This window comes from Streptomyces sp. NPDC058000 (genome assembly GCF_042886435.1).
Taxonomy (GTDB): domain Bacteria; phylum Actinomycetota; class Actinomycetes; order Streptomycetales; family Streptomycetaceae; genus Streptomyces.
In genome coordinates, this window is sequence record NZ_JBHVQS010000051.1 from 44108 (window position 1) to 63154 (window position 19047).

20 protein-coding genes are annotated in these 19047 nt (G+C 68.2%); 12 read left to right on the plus strand and 8 right to left on the minus strand.

Going from position 1 to position 19047, the window contains the following annotated elements; all coding sequences use genetic code 11:
• Window positions 1-86: 86 nt before the first annotated feature.
• Together ACFVT2_RS33435 and eccE are read right to left on the minus strand one after the other, a co-directional pair.
• Window positions 87-929 carry a hypothetical protein gene (locus tag ACFVT2_RS33435; protein ID WP_390024077.1) on the minus strand — a complete coding sequence of 281 codons (843 nt, stop codon included), beginning with the start codon at window positions 927-929 and terminating at the stop codon, window positions 87-89.
• A complete protein-coding gene (eccE, locus tag ACFVT2_RS33440) occupies window positions 929-2302 on the minus strand; it encodes a type VII secretion protein EccE (RefSeq protein ID WP_390024079.1) in 1374 nt (457 codons plus the stop codon). The genes ACFVT2_RS33435 and eccE overlap by 1 nt, the downstream gene beginning before the upstream one ends.
• 185 nt (window positions 2303-2487) lie before the next feature.
• On the opposite strand from eccE, the gene ACFVT2_RS33445 reads away from it, so the two are divergent.
• The 7 genes from ACFVT2_RS33445 to ACFVT2_RS33475 all read left to right on the plus strand — a co-directional run bounded on the left by ACFVT2_RS33445 (window position 2488) and on the right by ACFVT2_RS33475 (window position 10152).
• Complete coding sequence (locus ACFVT2_RS33445) at window positions 2488-4155, plus strand: type VII secretion protein EccB (RefSeq protein ID WP_390024081.1); 1668 nt, start codon at window positions 2488-2490, stop codon at window positions 4153-4155.
• A 421-nt stretch (window positions 4156-4576) separates the two neighbouring features.
• Window positions 4577-4897 carry a WXG100 family type VII secretion target gene (locus ACFVT2_RS33450; protein WP_390024083.1) on the plus strand — a complete coding sequence of 107 codons (321 nt, stop codon included), beginning with the start codon at window positions 4577-4579 and terminating at the stop codon, window positions 4895-4897.
• 122 nt (window positions 4898-5019) lie between these two features.
• The gene (locus ACFVT2_RS33455; RefSeq protein ID WP_390024085.1) at window positions 5020-5310 is read left to right on the plus strand and encodes a WXG100 family type VII secretion target; all 291 of its coding nucleotides are present in this window, start codon (window positions 5020-5022) and stop codon (window positions 5308-5310) included.
• A 293-nt stretch (window positions 5311-5603) separates the two neighbouring features.
• The gene (gene mycP, locus ACFVT2_RS33460) at window positions 5604-6881 is read left to right on the plus strand and encodes a type VII secretion-associated serine protease mycosin (RefSeq protein ID WP_390024087.1); all 1278 of its coding nucleotides are present in this window, start codon (window positions 5604-5606) and stop codon (window positions 6879-6881) included.
• Window positions 6874-7185 carry a hypothetical protein gene (locus ACFVT2_RS33465; RefSeq protein ID WP_390024089.1) on the plus strand — a complete coding sequence of 104 codons (312 nt, stop codon included), beginning with the start codon at window positions 6874-6876 and terminating at the stop codon, window positions 7183-7185. The genes mycP and ACFVT2_RS33465 overlap by 8 nt, the downstream gene beginning before the upstream one ends.
• Window positions 7186-7236: 51 nt before the next feature.
• The gene (locus ACFVT2_RS33470) at window positions 7237-8730 is read left to right on the plus strand and encodes a WXG100 family type VII secretion target (RefSeq protein WP_390024091.1); all 1494 of its coding nucleotides are present in this window, start codon (window positions 7237-7239) and stop codon (window positions 8728-8730) included.
• Between the two features lie 87 nt (window positions 8731-8817).
• A complete protein-coding gene (locus ACFVT2_RS33475) occupies window positions 8818-10152 on the plus strand; it encodes a S8 family serine peptidase (protein WP_390024093.1) in 1335 nt (444 codons plus the stop codon).
• 158 nt (window positions 10153-10310) lie between these two features.
• Here ACFVT2_RS33475 and ACFVT2_RS33480 read toward each other — a convergent pair whose 3' ends face one another.
• Window positions 10311-10523 carry a DUF397 domain-containing protein gene (locus tag ACFVT2_RS33480; protein WP_390024095.1) on the minus strand — a complete coding sequence of 71 codons (213 nt, stop codon included), beginning with the start codon at window positions 10521-10523 and terminating at the stop codon, window positions 10311-10313.
• Window positions 10520-11368, minus strand: coding sequence for a helix-turn-helix domain-containing protein (locus ACFVT2_RS33485; RefSeq protein ID WP_390024097.1), 849 nt, complete (start codon window positions 11366-11368; stop codon window positions 10520-10522). Before ACFVT2_RS33485 ends, ACFVT2_RS33480 begins: the two co-directional genes overlap by 4 nt.
• A 182-nt stretch (window positions 11369-11550) precedes the next feature.
• Here ACFVT2_RS33485 and ACFVT2_RS33490 point away from each other — a divergent pair, with 182 nt between their 5' ends.
• Window positions 11551-11997 carry an ATP-binding protein gene (locus ACFVT2_RS33490; protein WP_390024099.1) on the plus strand — a complete coding sequence of 149 codons (447 nt, stop codon included), beginning with the start codon at window positions 11551-11553 and terminating at the stop codon, window positions 11995-11997.
• A 160-nt stretch (window positions 11998-12157) separates the two neighbouring features.
• Here the strand turns inward: ACFVT2_RS33490 and ACFVT2_RS33495 are convergent, their stop codons facing one another.
• The gene (locus tag ACFVT2_RS33495; protein WP_390024101.1) at window positions 12158-13186 is read right to left on the minus strand and encodes a PE-PGRS family protein; all 1029 of its coding nucleotides are present in this window, start codon (window positions 13184-13186) and stop codon (window positions 12158-12160) included.
• 75 nt (window positions 13187-13261) lie between these two features.
• The gene (locus tag ACFVT2_RS33500) at window positions 13262-13588 is read right to left on the minus strand and encodes a WXG100 family type VII secretion target (protein ID WP_390024102.1); all 327 of its coding nucleotides are present in this window, start codon (window positions 13586-13588) and stop codon (window positions 13262-13264) included.
• A gap of 149 nt (window positions 13589-13737) precedes the next feature.
• On the opposite strand from ACFVT2_RS33500, the gene ACFVT2_RS33505 reads away from it, so the two are divergent.
• Complete coding sequence (locus ACFVT2_RS33505) at window positions 13738-14127, plus strand: hypothetical protein (protein ID WP_390024103.1); 390 nt, start codon at window positions 13738-13740, stop codon at window positions 14125-14127.
• Window positions 14128-14171: 44 nt separating this feature from the next.
• Window positions 14172-14792 carry a hypothetical protein gene (locus ACFVT2_RS33510; protein ID WP_390024105.1) on the plus strand — a complete coding sequence of 207 codons (621 nt, stop codon included), beginning with the start codon at window positions 14172-14174 and terminating at the stop codon, window positions 14790-14792.
• On the opposite strand, the gene ACFVT2_RS33515 is transcribed toward ACFVT2_RS33510, so the two are convergent.
• Window positions 14789-16831: an ATP-binding protein gene (locus ACFVT2_RS33515; protein WP_390024106.1), complete on the minus strand. Its 2043-nt coding sequence runs from the start codon at window positions 16829-16831 to the stop codon at window positions 14789-14791. The two genes, ACFVT2_RS33510 and ACFVT2_RS33515, sit on opposite strands and share 4 nt — an antisense overlap.
• A gap of 317 nt (window positions 16832-17148) precedes the next feature.
• Window positions 17149-17562, minus strand: a complete 414-nt coding sequence (locus tag ACFVT2_RS33520; RefSeq protein ID WP_390024108.1) for a hypothetical protein — start codon at window positions 17560-17562, stop codon at window positions 17149-17151.
• 247 nt (window positions 17563-17809) lie between these two features.
• On the opposite strand from ACFVT2_RS33520, the gene ACFVT2_RS33525 reads away from it, so the two are divergent.
• Window positions 17810-18118, plus strand: a complete 309-nt coding sequence (locus ACFVT2_RS33525) for a hypothetical protein (protein WP_390024110.1) — start codon at window positions 17810-17812, stop codon at window positions 18116-18118.
• On the plus strand, window positions 18115-18903 hold the full coding sequence (locus ACFVT2_RS33530) for a WXG100 family type VII secretion target (RefSeq protein ID WP_390024112.1): 789 nt from the start codon (window positions 18115-18117) through the stop codon (window positions 18901-18903). The genes ACFVT2_RS33525 and ACFVT2_RS33530 overlap by 4 nt, the downstream gene beginning before the upstream one ends.
• The last annotated feature ends 144 nt before the right edge of the window (window positions 18904-19047 follow it).

Below are 19047 nucleotides of genomic sequence, written 5' to 3' on the forward strand. Positions count from 1 at the left end.
CGTGGATGCGCCCGTAGCTCGTGCCCGGTGGCCGGTCGTGCAGCAGGCGCACACGGTGCCCGCGGACAACCGGCCGGTGGGAGCGGTCAGTCCATGCGGCGCGGCCCACCCAGCAGGTTGGTCTCCGCCTCGGTGGGCTGGGTCATGACGAACTGGTGGTCACCGTCCCGCCGGCACCACAGCATGGCGTTGTCGCTCAGCGTCGGCAGCACCGCACCGACATTGTCCGGCAGGCGCATGATCCGCGTCACAACCTCCGCCTCTTCGGGCGACAGCCGCTGGAGGCCGACCAGGTCCGACCGGCTGAGCATCTGCGGCGAGCGCGGCCCGAGGAACGGCAACACCGTCAACACGGTCTGCCAGGGGCTCGGCGCGAGCTGGTTGCGCGGCGGGCGCGCACCCATGTCGCGGACGACCAGTACGGGGCTGGAAACCGACGGTCCCTGCGGCGCGATCTGGCGCACGTCGAAGACCGAGACGCACTGCTGACCGCCGCCGGCGGCCTGCGCCATCTGGCCCCAGGCCGGCGGCCGGGCGCTCTCCACCGCGACCCGGGCGCCGGTGGCGACCGTCCGCAGCGCCAGCACCTGCGCCATCCACATGCTGCCGACCAGCGTGATCTCCATCGGCGCGGGGCGCACCATGCTCAGCACGGCCGGCTGGTTCTGCGGGTCGATGCCGATGATGACGCCGTCGTCGCCGACCGGCAGGGTCAGCGCGGCGAGCGCGTCGGCCGTCAAGACGTGCGGGTTGCGCCGCGGGCCGCGCAGCCCGAAACCGGGCCGCGGCTTCGGCCCCGTCGACTCGGACTGGTCCTCGTCCGGACGCGGCTGGTGCGAGAGCCGGCCGCCGGAGATGCCCTGGTTCGTCGGGGTGCGCCAGCCGTCGCTGCTGACGTTGACACGGGGCTGATACGTGGGAGTGCCCATCAGCGGGTACCTCCGAGGGGAAGCGTGGCCAGCAGGCCGGGCAGCTGCTCGCGGTCGAGCCGGACCAGCCCGACCTTGGCGGAGCCGGAGCGGCGCTCCAACTCATTCTGCGCGGCGTCGAGTTCGTTGTCGCTACGGGTCGACAGTCGGATGTAGCCGGAGATGGCCGGCAGCCGGCCGCCGCCGTGCGTCGCGGTCAGCGCGAAGGTGCTGGCCATCGCCCGGGTGCTGGTCAGCAGCTGGGTGATGGCGGCCAACGGGGCGCCACCACGGCCGAGTTGGGGCCACCGGCCGATCCAGTACGTGGTGTGCCAGCGGTCGTCGCAGCGCATCGCCCGGGTGGTCTCCTGGGTGCGGCGGGCGACCCGGCCGTCCCGGCCCATCGCGCCGTTCGCGGCCCGCGGGCTGACGCACACCGCGGTGCCGACCGCGGCCACCACCTCGCGCTCGTCGAGGACCTTGGCGCGCACGCCGTGCGCGGTGAGGCGGCTGACGAGCTGGTCGGCGGCGCGCAGCAGGGAGCGCTGGGCGCCGTCCATGCCGCCGCCGCGGGCCTCGATCGCCTCCGCGCACAGCTCCGGGTCCAGCTTCAGCGCGATCCAGGTCAGCTGCACCGCGGGGGTCTGCGACTGGGCCTGGAGCGGCGCGTAGGAGCGGGCCGCGACGGCCTGTTCGGGCAGGTGCGGCGCCGGGGCGGGCTGGGTGTACTGGACGAACTGCACGGACTCCAGGTGGATGTCCTCGATGTCCAGAGCGGTGTGCAGCAGCTCCAACGGGACCATGTGGCTGCCGCGCTGCGGCCGCAGCGGTTCGTCGCGGGCGTCCACCTGGACGATCGCGGTCAGGAACGTGCCGTCGCCGACGAAGCCGATGGTGCGCTGCTCGCCGTCGGTGTACTCGTAGGTGCGCAGCGCCGGGTCGCACTCCACCACCGGGGCGAAGGCGGGGTCGACGCCCTGGGTGGCGGTGAGGTTGTCACTGGCGGTCTTGCCTCGGCGGTTCATCGCACGCACGGTGATGATCCACTCGGGGAGCGGAATCTTCCGGCGCCGGCCGAGCGCGAAGATGACCAGGACGACCGCCACCACCACGGCCACGGTCAGCGCCACCGGGTGATGCATCGACAGGCCCACCAGGACCAGTGCCGCGGCGAGTTCGATGATGGCCAGCTGTTGGACCCGGACGCCGCCGATGGTCCCGGCCTGTTGGCGCAGTCGGGGCGATACCGGTCCGGCCGCGGCCCGACCGCCATTTCCTCTGCTGCCCGGAGCTGTGCCGTTTTGGCCCCCATTTCCCGCGGATTGCGGTGCAGCGGAAGGCTGTTGCTGCTGTTGCCGCCCATTGCGGCGTCGAGCCCTGGTGGCGCTGGACATCCCCCGGCCTGCTCCTCTACTGGTGGTGGTGCCTCTAGGCGTATCGGCCGCCGTTGAGACTGGTGCGTTGGAAGGTGGCACCCGTACCGTACGGCTCGATCGATACACGGCATAGTAGAGGGCGCTACGGCGTGAGTGCCGGGGGCGGTCGATGTGGATCCAACAGGCGGGGAGAGAAAGCAACAATGGCATCACGTCGGGACGAGCTGAATGCGTATTCGTTTGCTCGAAAGCGTACGAATGCGGCATTTCTGAAGCCACTGCCGAATGGCTCCATCGAAAGCGCGCCCAAGCCGCTGAAGGCAGTGTTGCCCAGTGTGGTGATGGGGGTCGTGGTGCTCGTGGGATTCGGGGCCTGCGGCATTCTCAAGCCGGTCGCCCCGCCGGGATGGGACACCGTGGGGGCAAATGTCCTTGTCGGCGATGAATCCACCACCCGCTATGTGGTACTGCCGAGCAAGGACGCGAACGGGACAAAGCAGAAGCTGCTGCATCCCGTTCTGAATCTGGCTTCGGCCAAGCTCCTTCTCGACCCGAAGAAGTTCCAGGTCCTCAAGGTCAAGGAATCGGAGCTGGACAGCGGAAAGATCTCGCGCGGCGCGGCGATCGGCATTCCCTACGCCCCGGACCGGCTGCCCAACTCCTCCGACGTCGACAAGGCCAAGACCTGGGCGGTGTGCGACCGCCCCGGCAGCGGTGTCAACACCAAGGCGCAGCAGGCGGTGTTCGTCCTCGCGGGCAAGGACCGGGACAAGATCGACGACACCAAGCAGGGCAAGCTCGACCTCCACCAGGCGCTGTACGTCGAGGACCCGGACGGCGTGAAGTGGCTGGTGGACCAGAGCGGCTTCGCGTTCCAGATGATCGCCGACGAGGCGCAGGCCGCCATGGAGGCGCAGGCCAACACCAAGCACGTCGACACCGAGGCCGACCGGGCTCTGCGCCGCATCATCTTCGGCTCCCAGGCCGAACCGCAGAAGGTGTCAGCGGACTTCATGGGCACGCTGATCAAGAGCCCGTACGCGATCAGCATGCCGAAGGTGGCCGGCGCCGGCGCCCCGGTCTCCAACTCGGCGATTCCCGTCGAGGCGCGGAAGGTCGGCGCGATCCTTCAGGTCGGCGACGGCGTGAAGTACGTGGTCCGGCAGGACGGCGTCGAGCAGGTCACGAGCTTCGTGGCCAACCTCCTGGAGCAGGGTGACAACGCGGACAAGGTGAACGGCGTCCCCGGCAAGGCACTGCTGCCGGTGAACGTCGCCACCGGCAGCGTGAGCCCCAAGCTGGACGCCACCAACCACCCGGTCACCTTCTACGGCAAGGTCGCGAACACGGACGTGGACAACCCGTGGCCCAAGGAGACGGTCAACGCGGCCAACGACTTCGCGCACGGTTCGCAGACCGGCGGCCTGTCCACCCCCACCTCGAACGGCGTCTCCTGCAGCGTCTACAAGGGGACCAACAGCAAGTACCCGGGTACCGACAAGCTCGGCTTCCCCAACGGCCTCCCGGACATGACCACCTGGGTCGGCAAGGACTACCCGGCCAAGATCGCCCCCGGCTCCACCACCTATGTCACCCCCGGCAGCGGCCTGCTCTACCAGGAGGTCGCCACCCCCAAGGCGAACTCCGGCAGCCTCTTCCTGGTCACCGACACCGGCCTGCGCTACTCGATCCCGCGGAACAACGACTCCGCCAACAAGGCCGGCAGCGACAAGCAGGAGCAGGACCAGGCGCAGATCCACCTCGGCTACGGCGACGCGCACCCGCCGCTCATCCTGGCGTCGTGGTCCAAGCTGCTCTCCGCGGGGCCGCAGCTGGACGTGGCGAGCGCATCCAAGCCGCAGGCTTCCTGACGGCTCAGGGAGGCCGCTGGTAGCGGCGCACGCACCGCAGGAGGCCGCGCCGGGACTCGTTTCACGGGTTCCCGGCGCGGCCTCGGTGCGCTCCGCCCCTCCTGCCCGGGAAGGACGCCGACCACCCCTCGCCCGCCGCCCTCCGAGCACCGCCCGTCGCCGGCCCCAGAGCCATTACCCCTCCCCGGAATCTTCACTACCGGTTGACTGAAATCGCCCCATCTGACCGTTTCTGATGAACGGCGGTTTCCCGAGGCCCAGTTGACATTGTTGTGATCCCGTCACAACAGCCGTCCCCCTGTTGGGAACAGGCGTGTGGAGTAGGTAATGTGGCAGGAGGCGTCAGCAGGAGACGCCATCCGCGCACAGCCTTCACCGGCACCGCGCGGCCGACGTACGAGTCTCATGGGGGACGTTGACCATGGCTGGTCAGTTCACACTCACTCACGAGGAGATGGTCGCGTTCAGCGGCAAAATCGACTCGGTCAACCAGGCGATCCAGGGCGAACTCCAGCGTCTGAACACGGTCGTCGACACCATCACCTCGGGGTGGAAGGGCCAGGCGGCCTCCTCGTACCACCAGCTGCAGTCGCAGGTGAACGAGGACGGCACCCGGATCAACCAGCTGCTGGCTGAGATCAAGGAAGCGGTCGACCAGACCACGGGGAACTACCAGTCCTCCGAAGAAGAGCAGGCCCAGTCGATCTCGCACGTCACCGCCCAGGCTTCCCCGTTCGGATGATGGGGCCGCGCCGCTGACCCGGCGCATTCGCCCACCCGCCGCGGTCCGGTCAGCCGGACAGGTCCGGTCCGCCACCACGGCACGTGATTCGACTAGCCAGCATCAACTCCTGAGGAGACCCCATGTCCGGCCAGATCCTGGTCAATTTCCACACGATCAGCCAGGCAAGTTCCGACGTACGTCAGACTGCCAACAACATCCGCCAGCAGCTCGACGACCTTGAGTCGGGAGTCAAGAAGGTCGCGGCGAGCTGGGAAGGCGCAGCGCAGGAGGGCTACCAGGCCCGCCAGCGCGAGTGGGACCAGCGTGCCGCGCACCTGCAGCAGACGCTTGAGTCCATCGCCAAGGCGCTGGACACGGCTGCCCAGAACTACCAGAGCACTGAGAGCAAGAACGCCAGCATCTGGCAGTAGGGCCGACCTCGCATCGCGCGAGTAGGCACGGCAGGACGGCACACGGCTGAGCAGCCCCCGATGGCTCGCGCAGTGGTCAATGAGGGCGAGCGCGCTGCACCAGTGCGCTCGCCCTTCTGCCGTCCGGCCGCGCGCTCCGGTGAGGTCTTCACCATCTCTCCTCCCACCGTCACCACTTCCTCACCCGCGACGTTCCAAACCCGCCGCCACCGCCGTCTCTCGCCCCCCTTCCTGCAACCTCTCGTCCCGCTTCAACCCGCCCCCTCCCAAACACAATGGAGAGCAGAAAACCCGTGGGATCTCGCGCCATTGGTCTACGAACCGGGCACCGCCGCCGCGCGACGGGTGCTCTGGTCACGGCGGCCTGCATCGTCGGTCTGTCGAGTGCCGCCGCCGCGCCGGCGGTAGCGGACGAGAACACTCCGCTGCAGAGCGGTGAGTGCAAGTTCGGCACCGACGACATCAAAGAGACCCCCTGGTCCCTCCAGCGCCTGCTCACCAACCAGATGTGGGCGAGCGGGCAGGGACAGGGCATCCGGGTCGCCGTCATCGACACCGGCATCGACGCGGGCAACAAGCAGCTCCAGGGCGCCATCGAGGGCCCCGGCAAGAGCTACGTCGGCGGCAAGCCCACCCAGGACAAGGTCGGTCACGGCACCAAGGTCGCCGGCATCATCGCGGCCCACCGCAGCTCGACGTCCGGTTTCTACGGCCTCGCCCCCGAGGCCAAGGTCGTCCCGTTCCAGCAGACCAGCGACGAGAAGGCCGGCACCGCCGAAACCCTCGCCCAGGCGATCAACGACGCGGTCGCGGCCAACGTGGACATCATCAACATCTCGCAGGGCACGGCGGCCAACAAGCAACTGCTGTCCACGCTTGAGCAGGCGGTCAAGAACGCCAAGGCCCACAACGTCCTGATCGTCGCCGCCGCCGGCAACAGCGGCGCCAGCGGCGAGGAGAAGAACATCTACCCCGCCGCGTTCAGCGAGAGCTACGACAACGTCCTGGCCGTCGCCGCCTCGGACCGCAATGACGAACGCGCCCCCTTCTCCCAGCCGGGATCCTTCGTCAACATCGCCGCACCCGGCGTCGACATGGTCTCGACCGTCCCCCTCGGCGGCAACTGCGTCGACCAGGGCACCAGCTTCGCCGCCCCGTACGCCGCCGGAGCCGCGGCCCTCCTGGTCGCCAAGCACAAGGACGGCAAGGACAAGTGGACGCCCCGCGAGGTCATCTGGCACCTGGAGCAGACCGCCGACCGGGTCCGCAGGGGCCGTGACGACAACATCGGTTGGGGCGTGATCGACCCGGTTGCCGCCCTCAAGGACGACACCCGTCCGACCGCCGAACCCACTCCGGATAAATTCTCCGGAGTGGCCGACGGCTCCAACATCCAGCCGGCCGTCCTCACCCTCGGCGAATCGTCCGAGGAACGACAGGCTCGCATCGGCATCTACATCGTCGGCGGCGGACTCCTCGCCGTCGGCGCGGTCGTGGGCTCGTCGATCGCTCTGCGCGACTGGCGCCGTAAGACCGGAATGACATCACACGGGGAGGCCAAGCATGGCTAATGAGCAATACGGCGTTGACCTGGACGCCCTCGACCAACTGGTCAAGGAACTCAACCAGATCCTGAAGGACATGGGCGGGCCCAACAACCGGGCCAAGAACCAGACGTACTTGCCGGACAAGTCACTGGGGAACTCGTTCAAAGAGCTGAATGAGCTGCACGACGCTCATACCGAGATGCAGCAGTACATCCAGGAAAAGATCGTCAAGAAGATCACGGACCTGATCGACGAGTTCGGTAAGAAGTCCAAGAAGACGAAGGAAGCCTACGACGACGCCGAGCAGCGCAACAAGATGCATCATTGACAACAGCAGTGACGGCGTTGACGGTTAGGTGAAGGAGAAGGGGGACGAGGAGTGAGCGGAAACACGGGCGGCGCGCCGACTGGTGGCGGGTACCACGACACCAGTTTCTACACCAAGTTCAATCTGAACGATTTCAACGGACTGAAGAAGATGCTGGACGGTGCCAGCGTCCGGACGGTCAAGGACGTTGCGGCCAACTGGCAAGGTCTGCACGACGATTTGGTCGGGGAGGACGGCCAGGGCGGAATTCAGAAGCGGTTCACCGACGCGGTGAACAAGGTGATGGAATCCTGGCACGGTACAGCGGCCGAGCGCTTCCAGAAGAAGGCCCAGGAAGTCGTCCAGAACTTCCAGAACGGAGCGCCTTACGCCCTTCAGACGGCGCAGGTCATGGGCCAGACAGCCAAGAGTCTTCAGGACGCCATCGACAAGGTGAGTCCGGTCCAGGACGGCTGGAACTGGGACGATAACGTCTGGAGTCATATGCCCTGGGATGACTCCATCGACGACGACGATCTGAACGACTTGCTGAAGAAGGGTGCCAGCACCGCCGGAGTCCTTGAGGCGAACAAGGACAACTTGACGGGCCACCAGAAGCATCGGCTTCAGGCTGCGGTGGCCATGGAGACTCTCGGTACGTCTTACCGGGGGCAGGCGGCGAGTTTGAAGGCGGGGCCGGGGGCGGGGCGCCAGCGAATCGACGGTAGGCGTGACGATCACTCCGAGCAGAAGGATCTAGGTGGCATGCCCATGCCCATGGGTATGGGCCATGGTCCGGGAGGCGGCGGCGGGGGCGGGGGCAGCCTCAAGATCCCCACGCGGGGTATGAAGGCCGCCCCCAAGATGCCTGAGACTCCCAAAATGCCGGACCAGCCGGGCATTAATGGCGGAATGGGTGTGATGAAGCCCAAGATGCCCGATGTGACGACTGGTCTGGAGGGTGTCCAGGGTGGTGGCTCCGGCGGTCCCGGGCTCAAGATGCCCGGCGGCGGCACGGGCGGCCTTCCCGGTGGTGGTGGCGCCAGCCTCCACATGCCTAGCGGCGGTGGTACAGGCGGCGGCCTTAGTGGCATGCCTGGCGGTATGACCGGCGGAGCAGGCATGGGTGGCCGTGGAGCAGGAGGCGTGAAGCCGGGAGCCGGGGGGGCGGGTGCCGCTGGTGCTGGATCTCGCTCCGGCCGCGCCGGTATGCCCGGTATGGGCGGCGCCCACGGCGCTGGCGCAGGCAAGGGCGGGGCCGCAAAGGGGGCCGGCGGCGCCGGTGGTCCGCAAGCTCGGCAGAAGGGCGGAATCATCGGGAAGACCGGTGGTAAAGCCAGCGGTGGAGCTCAGGGTGGCTCCGGTCTGCACCGCAGCCGCGGGGGAACCGCGGCTGGCACCAACTCCGGTGGACGCCGCCCGGCAGGCATGATGGGCGGCGCCCATGGTGCCCAGGGCGGCAAGGGCGAGGGCAAGGGGCAGGACGGAAACCGTCCCGATTATCTTGTGGAGGACGAGGAGACCTGGACGCCGGAGCGTAATGTGGCTCCCCGGGTCATCGAGTAGGACCGGCCGGACAAGCGATCGGCAGACACGCTTGGGGCCCGCAGCTCTCGGGCTGCGGGCCCCAACCTGTGAGGAAGGTGTAATGGCATGAGCTTCACGCGGACGCTACGTGCGGTGGGCGGCGCGGTAGTGGCGGGGGCGCTGCTCTTCGGCACCGCGCCGGTTGCTTCGGCAGACGCGATGAGAAACGACCAGTGGCCGTTGCAACAGTTCGACGCTGAGTCGATCTGGAAGGTTTCAACGGGTAAGGGCGTTACCGTCGCCGTTCTTGACAGCCCGGTATATGGGAGTCACCCGGACCTCGTGGGCAATGTCCTCCCGGGCAAGAACTTCATCGTGGGTGGTAGTCCCGCGGACCAGGGGACTGGCGATAACGCAGACCACGGCACAGCGATGGCGTCGATTATCGCTGGTCATGGACATGGGGCGGGTGGAGTCGACGGTGTCAAGGGGCTCGCCCCAGATGCAAAGATCTTGCCTGTTGCCGTTCCGGGCGACGCTGGTCAGGTTGGTGTGGGAGGGGATAACTTCGCCCAAGCGCTGAGGTATGCCGTCGACCAAGGCGCCAAGGTGGTGAACATGTCGTTTGTCACTGGCGAATCGAGTGCTTCGCCGCAAGAACAACAGGCGGTTGACTACGCGCGTAAGCACGATGTGCTTCTAGTCGCTGGCTCAGGTAACGACGGTGTCAGTACTCCTCCAATCCCAGCAGGGTTGCCAGGCGTTCTTGCGGTGGGAGCCTCGGACGACCATGGAGAGGTCTGGAAAAAGTCAAACTTCGGGCCGTACCTCAAGCTGATTGCCCCGGGCGTGAATATCAGGTCGGCAAGCTCCGTTGTGGATGTCAATGGCAAGTATCGCCGGGCCGACGGTACTTCTGACTCCACCGCCTACGTCTCTGCTGCCGCCGCCCTTCTCCGTGCCAAGTACCCGGACCTTTCTGCCGGTCAGATCGCGAACCGTCTGATCAAGACGGCCAGCCTTCCGTCGGACCAGCAGGGCGTGTCGCTTCCGGACCAGCACTACGGCTACGGCTCCATCAACCCGCTCAGTGCCCTGACCAAGGACATTCCTGCCGGCTCCAAGGACGGTCCGTTCCCCGCGCTGAGCGGTGGCTCGTCTGGCTCGTCCGCCGACCCCAGCAACGCGGACGGCGGCAATAACGCCAACCTTAAGATCCAGAGCCACAAGAGCATTGTCCCCTTCCTCATTCTTGTGGGCGTGCTCGCCCTCGTCGTCATCGTCCTGATCGTGGTGATGGTGGCCAAGAAGAAGCGCCGTAACGGCCCGCCTCCGGGTGGCTTCGGTGGGCCGGGCGGTCCCGGCGGCTTTATGCCGAACCAGCAGGCGCCGTACCAGCAGCAGCCTGGTGCGCCCGGCTCCTACCCGCAGGGGCCGCCCACGCAGCCGCCTGGCCAGTAAGGCTCTGACGTAGAGCAAGCGGAAATGGATTGGGGTCCGCAGCCTTCGGGCTGCGGACCCCAATTCGTTCGAGAGAAGCGAGCGTTCAGGCTGTCCCACCTGGTGCGGGCAGGGCTCTGCCCTGCGTTCTCAGAGGGGTAGAGCACCGGCCGCGTCCGTCAGGATGCGTGAGTTATGGCGAAATCGACGAATGCGGTCCAGGCGGAAGGGGGCGCTGTCACCGCGGACCGTGTGATGTCTTTCGAGTCGCGGATGTACACAGTGGAGGCACCAGTTGCGAACTCGACGCATTCACCGCCTTCTTCGCTGCTGTAGCTGCTCTTGACCCAGGCCAGCTGGTACGGGTCCTGCATGGTCGTATCGACGTTCATGTCGCTTCCAGCACCTTCTTGATATAGGTCAGTGATTCTCTGGGGGGGAGGGCCTGAGCGCGAAGGACCCCGTACTTGTTCTCAAGAGCTCGGACCGCATCCCGGTCTGTGCGAAGGCGGCTCACGTTCTGCACTTCCACGTACGCGATCCTGCGTTCCTCCTTGGTCTCGATCAAGGTGAAGGGGCCGGCCAGCCCGGAGTTCTCTTCTCGGCTGAGCGGCATGACTTGGATCTCGACCGTACTCATCTGACCGATGAGCAGAATCTGCTCCAACTGGCCGCGGAGTACGTCCCGTCCCCCAATGGGGCGCAACAGGACGGACTCGTCGATCACAAAGCTGAACAGGGGCGTCGGACGGCGGGCGAAGATCTCCTGCCGCGCGAGGCGTCCTGCCACACGCTGTTCGAGGGGCCCTTCGTCCAGGGGCGGCCTCATCATCCCGAACACCGCCCGTGCGTACTCCTCCGTCTGCAACAGCCCGGGTACGGCCTGAGTCGCGTACACATGCAACTCGACCGCCTTGGCCTCCAACCGTGCCGCGTCCCGGAAGAACGCCGGGTACTGGGCGCGCGCAACCTCCTCCTTCATTTCAATGAGTACGCCGTGCGCCCCTAGGACCCCGTCCGCCTGGTCGATGAACTCGGGTGGGGGGATGCGCCGCCCCTGCTCGTAGGAGGCGATGGTGGACGGGGAGTAGCCCGTCCTCGCGCCGAATTCGGCGCGTTCCATGCCCGCCCATTCCCGTAGGCGCTTGAGCTGGCGCCCGAACACCTTCAGGATGCCCGACTCGGGCTCGTGCTCAGCCTGCTCATCGTCGTCCGTCTGCTGGCCGTCGACGTCCATGTCCGTTGCCTCCGTCGCGTACCCGCGCTTCCCAGAAACGTACAACGCACGGTGGTCAGCGCATCACTCCTCGTCAAAGGTACGTCGGTGACGCGAGGGTTGGGCCCATGAACAGCACAGTCCGCTCTTCCGGGGCATCTTCCCGAATCCGCGAAACCCACGCCGGAAACGGCGAGTTCGCGATGCGATTCACCTCCACACCGCGCGGTGCCCGGCTGGCCCGCCGGCTGTCGTCGAACCGCCTCGACGAGTGGGGGTATGGCTACGACGGAGAGATCAATGAGTCCGTCACCGCCATCGTCGGTGAACTCGCCGCCAACGCCGTACGGCACGGCCATGTCCCGGGACGGGATTTCGCGCTGCGGCTGACGGTGTCCGGGGCGGGCGGCACTCTCCGCTTCCGCGTCGAGGTGTCCGATACCCGTAGCGAGAGGCTGTCCACGGTCACCTCGGGCGGAGTAACCGGGGCGGGGGCGGAGCAGGGCAGCGGGCTCGCGGAGAGCGGGCGCGGGCTGCTGATCGTTGGATGCCTGGCAGCCGGCTGGGGCGTGGTTCCGCGGTCGGCCGGCGGTCCGGGCAAGACCGTCTGGGCGGAGTATGTCGCCGGGGCGGATACGTCGAGGAGGTGAGGAGGCGAGAGGGCGCCAGCGGAAGTCCGTGGCAAACGGTCGGAGTTGGCCAGCGCCGCAGCGAGAGAGCCAACGAAAGAGCCGCTGCGCTTCCGGCCTGGGCGGTCGGAGTGCAGCGGCTCTGGAGGAGAAGGCCATAAAGGCCCATCAAGGTCGGGGATCAGCCGAAGACGTCCTCGATGCTCTTGCCGGCCTTTTCCTTGATGGCGCCCTTGACGCCGTCCGTGGCGCCCTGGTGGTTGCTGGCGTAATTGCCGGTCTTGCTGTCGACGCCCTTCTGCGCCGCGTCCACGCCGCGACTGGTGAGGTCGTTGGCGGCGTGCTTGGCGTAGGTCGAGGGATCGGTGAGTTCTTCGGCGCCCTTCTTGACGCCTTTGACGTAATCGCTGGCCTTCTCCTTGGCGATGTCGGCGGTTTCGTCGAGCTTGATGCCGTCGCGTTCGCCGAAGTGGGTTTCGATGCCCTGCTCGGCGATGTTCTGGCCCATCTCCGTGGCGGCTTCTTTGGCCTTCGTCTTGGCCGCGTCGACGACCTTTTCCTTGACGGTGTCCTTGACCGTTTCCTTGATCTGCTGCTTGGCGTAGTCGGTGACGACCTTGCGGGTCTCCTTGGAGATCGCCTTCTTCGCCAGCTTCTTGATGGCGTCCATGGTGGCGTGCTCCATGGCCTTGGTCGCCGCCTGCATGACCTCGCGCTTGATCTTGTCGAGGATCTGCCGAACGATCAGGCGGGTCGCCTGAGTCGCGCCGGCCGCGGCGAGTTCGGACGCGCCGAAGGTGAAGGGCGCGGCCGCCTGGGCCGCGATGATTTCGGCGGCCAGCATGACGAGCTGGACGATGACCGCGATCTTGCCGGCGAGTACGGCGATGGCTGCCGCGTCGAACGCGTCGGCGATGACCTCGGCGGCCATCGCGGCGTCGCGGAGATAGTGGTCCCCGCTGCTGCCGCCGGCGCCGCCGCCACCGTAGGAGCCCCACTCCTTGGTGAAGCCCTCGATGGCGTCACCGTTGTTGGCGGAGACGACCTGGTTGGCCGCCAGAGAGCCTTGCTCTTGCGCCTGGTTCACCGATTCGGCGAAGTTGCGCCAGACCTGGGCGCATTCGTGGAGTTTGTCCTCGTCGGCGCCCGGCCAGTTGTAGCCGAGGAGGTTCAGCACCCAGCTGACCTCGCTTGGCAGTGTCAATGACACGGTGATCGTCCCCCGCGCGGTGGTAGTCGATTACTGGTGGGTGGAGAAAGTGAAGGAGAGGGAAGCGGGGGTGCGTCAGATCTGCGCGCTACCGGCCGCGCTGATGGTGTGGACGCCCTGCTCGTCGGACTGGCTGTACTGGCGGGCCATGGTGTCCAGCTTGTGACCGATGCCTTCGAGGCGCTCGGCGAGGGAGTCCATCGACTTGAACATGCCGTCTCGGACGGGGGTGTAGATCGTCTCGAAGATGTCGCCGAAGTCGCAGTCCTTCCAAGGGCTCCCCTGGTGCTCAAGGTCGCTCTGAAGCTTCTTCGATGCATTGGCGAAATCGGTGCCGATGTGGACAAACGCGTTGCCCTGCGTCTTCAGGACATCCGGGTCTACGTCGAATTGGCCGGCCATCATCGCCCCCGTCGTTCAGGTGCGCTCCGCACCTTGCTCGTCACGCCTAACGGTCTCACAGTAGGCGATCTGTGTGCGGGCATGTCAAGGCGGGCGCAGCGGGCAGCAACAGACCGTGGGGCGGGGGCGGTCCCGTAGCATTCCCGCCTATGGACATAGCCGACGTGGCCGACAACGATCAGCCCGGCCAGCCTGAGCAGCTCGATCGGCCCGATCGGTCTGGAGAGGCGCTCCTGGAGGGGGAGAGCGAAGGCGAGGGCGAGGGCGAGAGCCGTCCTGGTGCTGGCCTGACGCCTCGTCAAGCACGCCTCGTACGCGTCGTGTTGGCCTCGGTGATGATGGCCACGATGGCGGCGTTGCTCGTGGTGCGGCTGGCTTCCCGTAGGTCGGTGCTGGTCGTCGGGGTGTACGGGGCGGCGCTCGTGCTGTGCGGGGTTGTCATCGAGCTGGCGCGTAACGGGCGTACGCGGCTGGGGAGTTGGTTGTTGGGTATCGGGCTGGTTGCCGCCGTGGCGGCGGACTTGTTGTTGTTGCCCTGAGGCTGGAGCCCGGGGTGTGTGGTCGTGAGATCCGAGGAGTTGTCATGTGGTTCGGTGGGCGCCGGAAGGCGCATGGGGTCGGAGTCGTCGTGCTTGCCGCGTCCTTGTCCCTCGCTCTGGCGGGGTGCGGGACGGGGTCGACAGTGGGGGGTCCCAAGGCGGCCGAGAAGGTTCTGCCGCCGGTTGAGAGCATGCCGGCGGGGCTGAAGACCGTGGCCGCCAAGCCGTCCGGCCGTCCCCTGATGGGTAAGAGTGTGAAGAAGTGCGCCTATTCCGCAGACAGCAGGCCCTCGGACTGGTGTAAGACCGCTGTGGCCGAGGGCGATGCCTCGTACGGGAGCGACGCAGGGGGTAAGCAGGCTTACTTCCGCGTGGTCGTGTACCGCAGCGAATCCGCGGCCAAGCGCGCGTTCGGGAGTTGGGAGTCCAGCATCCGGAGCAGCTCGCACAAGTACCGGGTCTTGAACGGCGAGAAGTTCGGATCCGAGAGCGTGACGTTCGTGGGTGCCGAGAAGTCGAGCCAGGACACCCAGGAGGTCGATGTCCGCGAGGGTCAGTTCATCGGCACGGTGGAGATCCGGGGGATCGCTAAGCCGGATGCCGTCGACCCCACCTTGAGCACGCTGTCGAAGATGTTCGTCGACCGGATGCAGAAGGAAGGTTAGCCCTGAGTCGGTGTCGGGGCCAGGAGCTGGCGGGCCGTCACGCCGCGTTCGGTGGCGGTGAGGAGGATGCCCTCCGGGGAGAGGCCGGCGGCGCGGAGCGGGGTGCCGGAGGGCAGTTCGGCCACCACGGTGCCGCTTTCCCGGGCCCACACCGTTATGTGGTCGGCGTCGCGAGCGAACCCGTACGGGGCTGTCGCCCGCGCGTCCTCCGAGGGCGGCAGCACCTGCGCGGGGTCGGCGTCGACGTAGCCGGGGCGGAGGAGGTCGTGGACGAGGGCGGTGGTCGATGCCTCTGCGGGGACGACCAGTGTGGCGACCGGGCGTCCGGCCCCCTCCGGTGACGGCAGGACCCCGGCCGTCACCGAGACCACTCCCGGCAGCGGCAGGCTCCACAGGGTGCGCCACGGCAGGTTCAGGCCCAGGCCGTGCAGGGCCTCCGCGTACGGCAGCAGGCCGTCCTCGACGAACGCGGATTCCAGGAGTGCGGCGCGCAGGGCGGCCGGGGCCTGGGAGCGGGTGAGCAGCGGGGCCGTGCGCAGGTACGTGCGGGCCGGGGCGCCCAACTGGTCGAGGGGGACGGCTTCTACGGCGGTGCGCAGGGTGACCGGGTCGGCGTGGGTGAACAGGCCCGGGTCGGTGAGGAGTTGCGGGAGCAGGCCGGCGTCGAGGGTGTGCGCGGCGAGGCGGTCGCGGACGTAGGGGTCGGCCCGCGACCAGTCCTGCTGGGGCACCGCCTCCAGCAGGGCCATGGCGATCCTGGTCTGGGCGTCCCGGGGGTCCGGCATACCGGAGCGGATCTCGGCGGCGAGGGCCGGGTGGGTCAGGCGGATGAGCGTACGGGCCGGGGGGACCGTAGGGACGTCCGCGTCCCCCTCTGCGGGTATCGCGGGTATCGCGGGTATCTCCACCCGCTCCACGAACGGGGCCGCGAGGAGTGTCCCCTCGGCGATGACCTGGCTCATGTCGCGCCCGGTGACGGCGTCCGCCAGCGGGCGCCACAGCTGGACCGGGAGGCCGTCGCCCTCGGCGAACGCCAGCGGCGCGAGCATCTGCCGGAGCGTCCGCGGATCGGCGCCCAGGCGGCGGGCATGCAGATCGAGGACCTCGCCCGCGGTGGCGGGCAGTTGGGAGGGGTCTGCGGGGTCTGCGGGGTCTGTGAGGTCTGCGGGGGCGAACCCCTCGGGGTGAGTGGGCTCGGGGTGGGCGAGCAGCGCCCGTACGGCCAGGTGGACCGTCAGCCGGCTGCCGTTCGCGCGCCGGGCCAGCGCCTCGGCGAGCGCCCGGCGGGCCACCGGGTCGGTGGTGAACGGGAGATCGGGGGCGCCGGCCTCCGGGGTGAGGGCGGTCTCGGCGTGCCGGACCAGGCCCTCGGGGTCCGCCCACTCGGGGTCGTCGAGGTCGATCAGCTGTACCTGGCGGCGCGGCAGCGAACCGGCCAGTTCGGCGGCGAGTTCGCGGGGCACGTCGGCGAGGAGGTGGACCGTCGGCGTCGCGGCGAGCGGCATCAGGACCTCGCGCACCAGCCGCGCCGGCTCGTCGGCGGCGCGGACCGGACCGGCCAGGTCCACATCGGGCACGACGACCGTCAGCGGCTCCTTGCGGGCGGCGAGTTCGGCGGCGAGTTCGGGGAAGATGTCCGTCGTTTCCCCGGCGGCCAGGCCGACGTGGTCGGCGAGCAGCCGCAGCGTCTGCGCGGCCGTCAGGCCCCGGGGGTTCGGTACGGCCGGTGGCGGGAGGTCCGGGGGGACCGTCGCCGGGTCCAGGTCGTCCAGGGGGAGCCGCTTGCGGAAGTCGGGGTCGCACAGCATCAGGAAGCCCGCGACCAGGCGCGAACGGCCGCTGCCCGGGGCACCGGTGACGACGATGACGCGGGGCGCGCCGGGCCACCGCATGTGCCAGGCGGCGAGTGCCCGGAGGACGGGGGTGCGGCCGCCGACGTACGGGTGCGGTGCGTAGGTGATCGCCGGGCGGGCGGTTCCCGCCGAGGCGCTCGTGACTTCCTCTTCACCCGAGGCGCCCATGACTTCCTCGTCCCCCATCGATACCGCCCTCCACTCCCGTGGATCCGTGCCTGTACTGGCTTGATCTTATGATCCTGGCCGGATGCGGGGGGTGGCCGAGGGGCGGCTGTTCCGGATTCGGGACAGAGGGCGGTGCCGCGTCTGTGGCGTTCCTCCTATTCCCCTGTTCCCGTTATTCCTTTTCCCTCCCTTTCCCCCTTTTCCTTCCCTGGCTTCTCCGCGATGTCGGCCGTCACGGATATCCCGAAATGCAACGATCCACCCTCCCCGAGCCGGATGTACCGGCCGGGTGAGAGTGGATCGAATCCCCGGTCCCCGCTGGGCGGTCGGGCGGATCAGCGGTGGCCGCGACCGCCGCCGCCCTTGCGCGGGCCGGTGACGAGGTTGAGGCTCGGGGCGTCGCGCTCGGCGCGCTCGCGGTCTTCCTCCTCTTCCTGCTTGTGCTGCCACTCGGAGAACTGCGCGCGGGACTCCTCGCGCTCGGCCATCGTCTGGTTCTCCGCGGCGTGCCGCATCTGGTCCAGGCGGTCGCCCAGCGCGTTCATGTACCCGGGCGTCTCGATGGCCTCCTTCATGCCCATCCGACCGGAGAGCACTTCCTTGGCCATCTCCTGGAGCTTGCCGCCCACATTCGGGTTGTCCGCGAGCACCTTCAGTGCCTTCCGCAGGCGGTGCGCCTGCTCCTGATCGTGGGCGACGTCCATCAGGTCCTCGTCCTGGATCTGCCGCTCATTGCTCATGTTGCTCATGCCTGCCCCCTTGTACGTGGTGGTACCGCAACCGCGCGTGCCGTACCGGCGTCACGAGTGTAGTGACGGGTGTGAACGGGACGTCAAGGCGGGTTGTCGGTATTGCCGCAATTTCCTCCGGGTCCCTTCCGCGTCCTTACGCGCTGCGCACAGAAGCCACTCCGCAGGGGGCTTCGGGCCTATTGCGGGTGTGCTAGACCTGGAGTGATGTTCAGCAGGTTGCTGACATTCAATTCGGGGAGAAATGATGTCCGATGAAGTCCGGCTCAGTACCGAGGCGTTGCACAAGCTCGGTACGACCTTCGAGATGCGTGCGGAAGAACTGAGCCGGCAGCTGGGCGCATTCAGACGGCGGGCGGACGCCGATGCGCTCAGGGACGGTTTCGGCAGCGACGAGGCGGCCCGGCCCCACCGCGAGCTGTTCGACGAGGCCGAGCGCGCCCTGGCACAGCTCCAGCGGCGGCTCGCCGAGGTCGGCGGCGGCATCAAGGAGACCGTCGCGAACACCCAGGCGGCAGAAGACGAGCTGGTCGAGATCATGCGGAGCGTCAAGTGACCGAGCCACGAGGCAATCCCCACGCACTGCACGAGGCGGCGGCCGGCTGGCGGGACATGGGCAAGCACCTGGACGGGCTCGTCCGCGACCTGGACCGGCATGTCGGCACCGCCGCCTCGGCCGACTGGCACGGCCCGGCGGGCGAGGCGTTCGCCGCCGAATGGCACCAGCTGAAGCGGTCCGTCGACGACTCCCTGCCGGCCTTCGAGCTGGCCGCGGCCGACCTGGAGAGCGCCGCCACCACGCACCACACCGGCAGCACCGACGGGGACCAGGCCGCGGCCTCCGCCGGCGGCGCGCAGAACGCCACCCAGTCGTCCGGCAACGGGATGACCTACGGCTTCATGGCGCTGGGCCAGCTCGCCAACGGCCTCGGCGGCGCCTTCGGCAAGCGCGGCCGGGGCGGCGGGGGCGGCCAGAGCCAGGTCCCGCAGCTACGGCACCAGTGGGACTCCTCCACGGCCGCCCACGGGCCCGACCCGTTCGGGACGCCCCGGGACGGCGAGGCCGCGACGCGCGGCGGCGAGGGCATAGCCAAGGGCGTCCGGACGAACCCGGCCGAGGAGCAGCGCGCGGCGGAGCAGAAGGCGGCCGCCGGCAAGGGGCCGGAGCAGGGCTCTCAGAAGGCCGCGGCGAAGGCCGGGGAGAAGGCGACCGAGCGGGCCGGGGCGACTCCCGACCAGAAGCCGGGGAAGGCCGCCGGCGGTGCGTCCGACGCCGGACCGGCCGAGGGCGCGTCCGCCCTGCCCGGCCCGGACGTCACCCAGCACGGCGCCTTCGGCTGACCCGCGGGGCGCGGCGGGAACCGCGGGCCGGCCCGCAAGAACGGAAAACGGCGGTGGGGCGCCCCTCCTGAGCTGTCTCTTATAAACATCATACGCAGCCGACGATTTATTGAGTGTATAAATAGGTGGTAGCCGTATAATTAA

What these genes read in the sequence shown, in the direction of transcription:
- ACFVT2_RS33515 (WP_390024106.1), bottom strand. Translation starts at nt 16,831, where the DNA reads ATGGGGGACGAGGAAGTCATGGGCGCCTCGGGTGAAGAGGAAGTCACG.
- ACFVT2_RS33435 (WP_390024077.1), bottom strand. Translation starts at nt 929, where the DNA reads ATGGGCACTCCCACGTATCAGCCCCGTGTCAACGTCAGCAGCGACGGC.
- ACFVT2_RS33465 (WP_390024089.1), top strand. Translation starts at nt 6,874, where the DNA reads ATGGCTAATGAGCAATACGGCGTTGACCTGGACGCCCTCGACCAACTG.
- ACFVT2_RS33475 (WP_390024093.1), top strand. Translation starts at nt 8,818, where the DNA reads ATGAGCTTCACGCGGACGCTACGTGCGGTGGGCGGCGCGGTAGTGGCG.
- ACFVT2_RS33525 (WP_390024110.1), top strand. Translation starts at nt 17,810, where the DNA reads ATGTCCGATGAAGTCCGGCTCAGTACCGAGGCGTTGCACAAGCTCGGT.
- ACFVT2_RS33485 (WP_390024097.1), bottom strand. Translation starts at nt 11,368, where the DNA reads ATGGACGTCGACGGCCAGCAGACGGACGACGATGAGCAGGCTGAGCAC.
- ACFVT2_RS33480 (WP_390024095.1), bottom strand. Translation starts at nt 10,523, where the DNA reads ATGAACGTCGATACGACCATGCAGGACCCGTACCAGCTGGCCTGGGTC.
- ACFVT2_RS33445 (WP_390024081.1), top strand. Translation starts at nt 2,488, where the DNA reads ATGGCATCACGTCGGGACGAGCTGAATGCGTATTCGTTTGCTCGAAAG.
- eccE (WP_390024079.1), bottom strand. Translation starts at nt 2,302, where the DNA reads ATGTCCAGCGCCACCAGGGCTCGACGCCGCAATGGGCGGCAACAGCAG.
- ACFVT2_RS33510 (WP_390024105.1), top strand. Translation starts at nt 14,172, where the DNA reads ATGTGGTTCGGTGGGCGCCGGAAGGCGCATGGGGTCGGAGTCGTCGTG.
- ACFVT2_RS33500 (WP_390024102.1), bottom strand. Translation starts at nt 13,588, where the DNA reads ATGGCCGGCCAATTCGACGTAGACCCGGATGTCCTGAAGACGCAGGGC.
- ACFVT2_RS33505 (WP_390024103.1), top strand. Translation starts at nt 13,738, where the DNA reads ATGGACATAGCCGACGTGGCCGACAACGATCAGCCCGGCCAGCCTGAG.
- ACFVT2_RS33520 (WP_390024108.1), bottom strand. Translation starts at nt 17,562, where the DNA reads ATGAGCAACATGAGCAATGAGCGGCAGATCCAGGACGAGGACCTGATG.
- ACFVT2_RS33490 (WP_390024099.1), top strand. Translation starts at nt 11,551, where the DNA reads ATGCGATTCACCTCCACACCGCGCGGTGCCCGGCTGGCCCGCCGGCTG.
- ACFVT2_RS33455 (WP_390024085.1), top strand. Translation starts at nt 5,020, where the DNA reads ATGTCCGGCCAGATCCTGGTCAATTTCCACACGATCAGCCAGGCAAGT.
- ACFVT2_RS33450 (WP_390024083.1), top strand. Translation starts at nt 4,577, where the DNA reads ATGGCTGGTCAGTTCACACTCACTCACGAGGAGATGGTCGCGTTCAGC.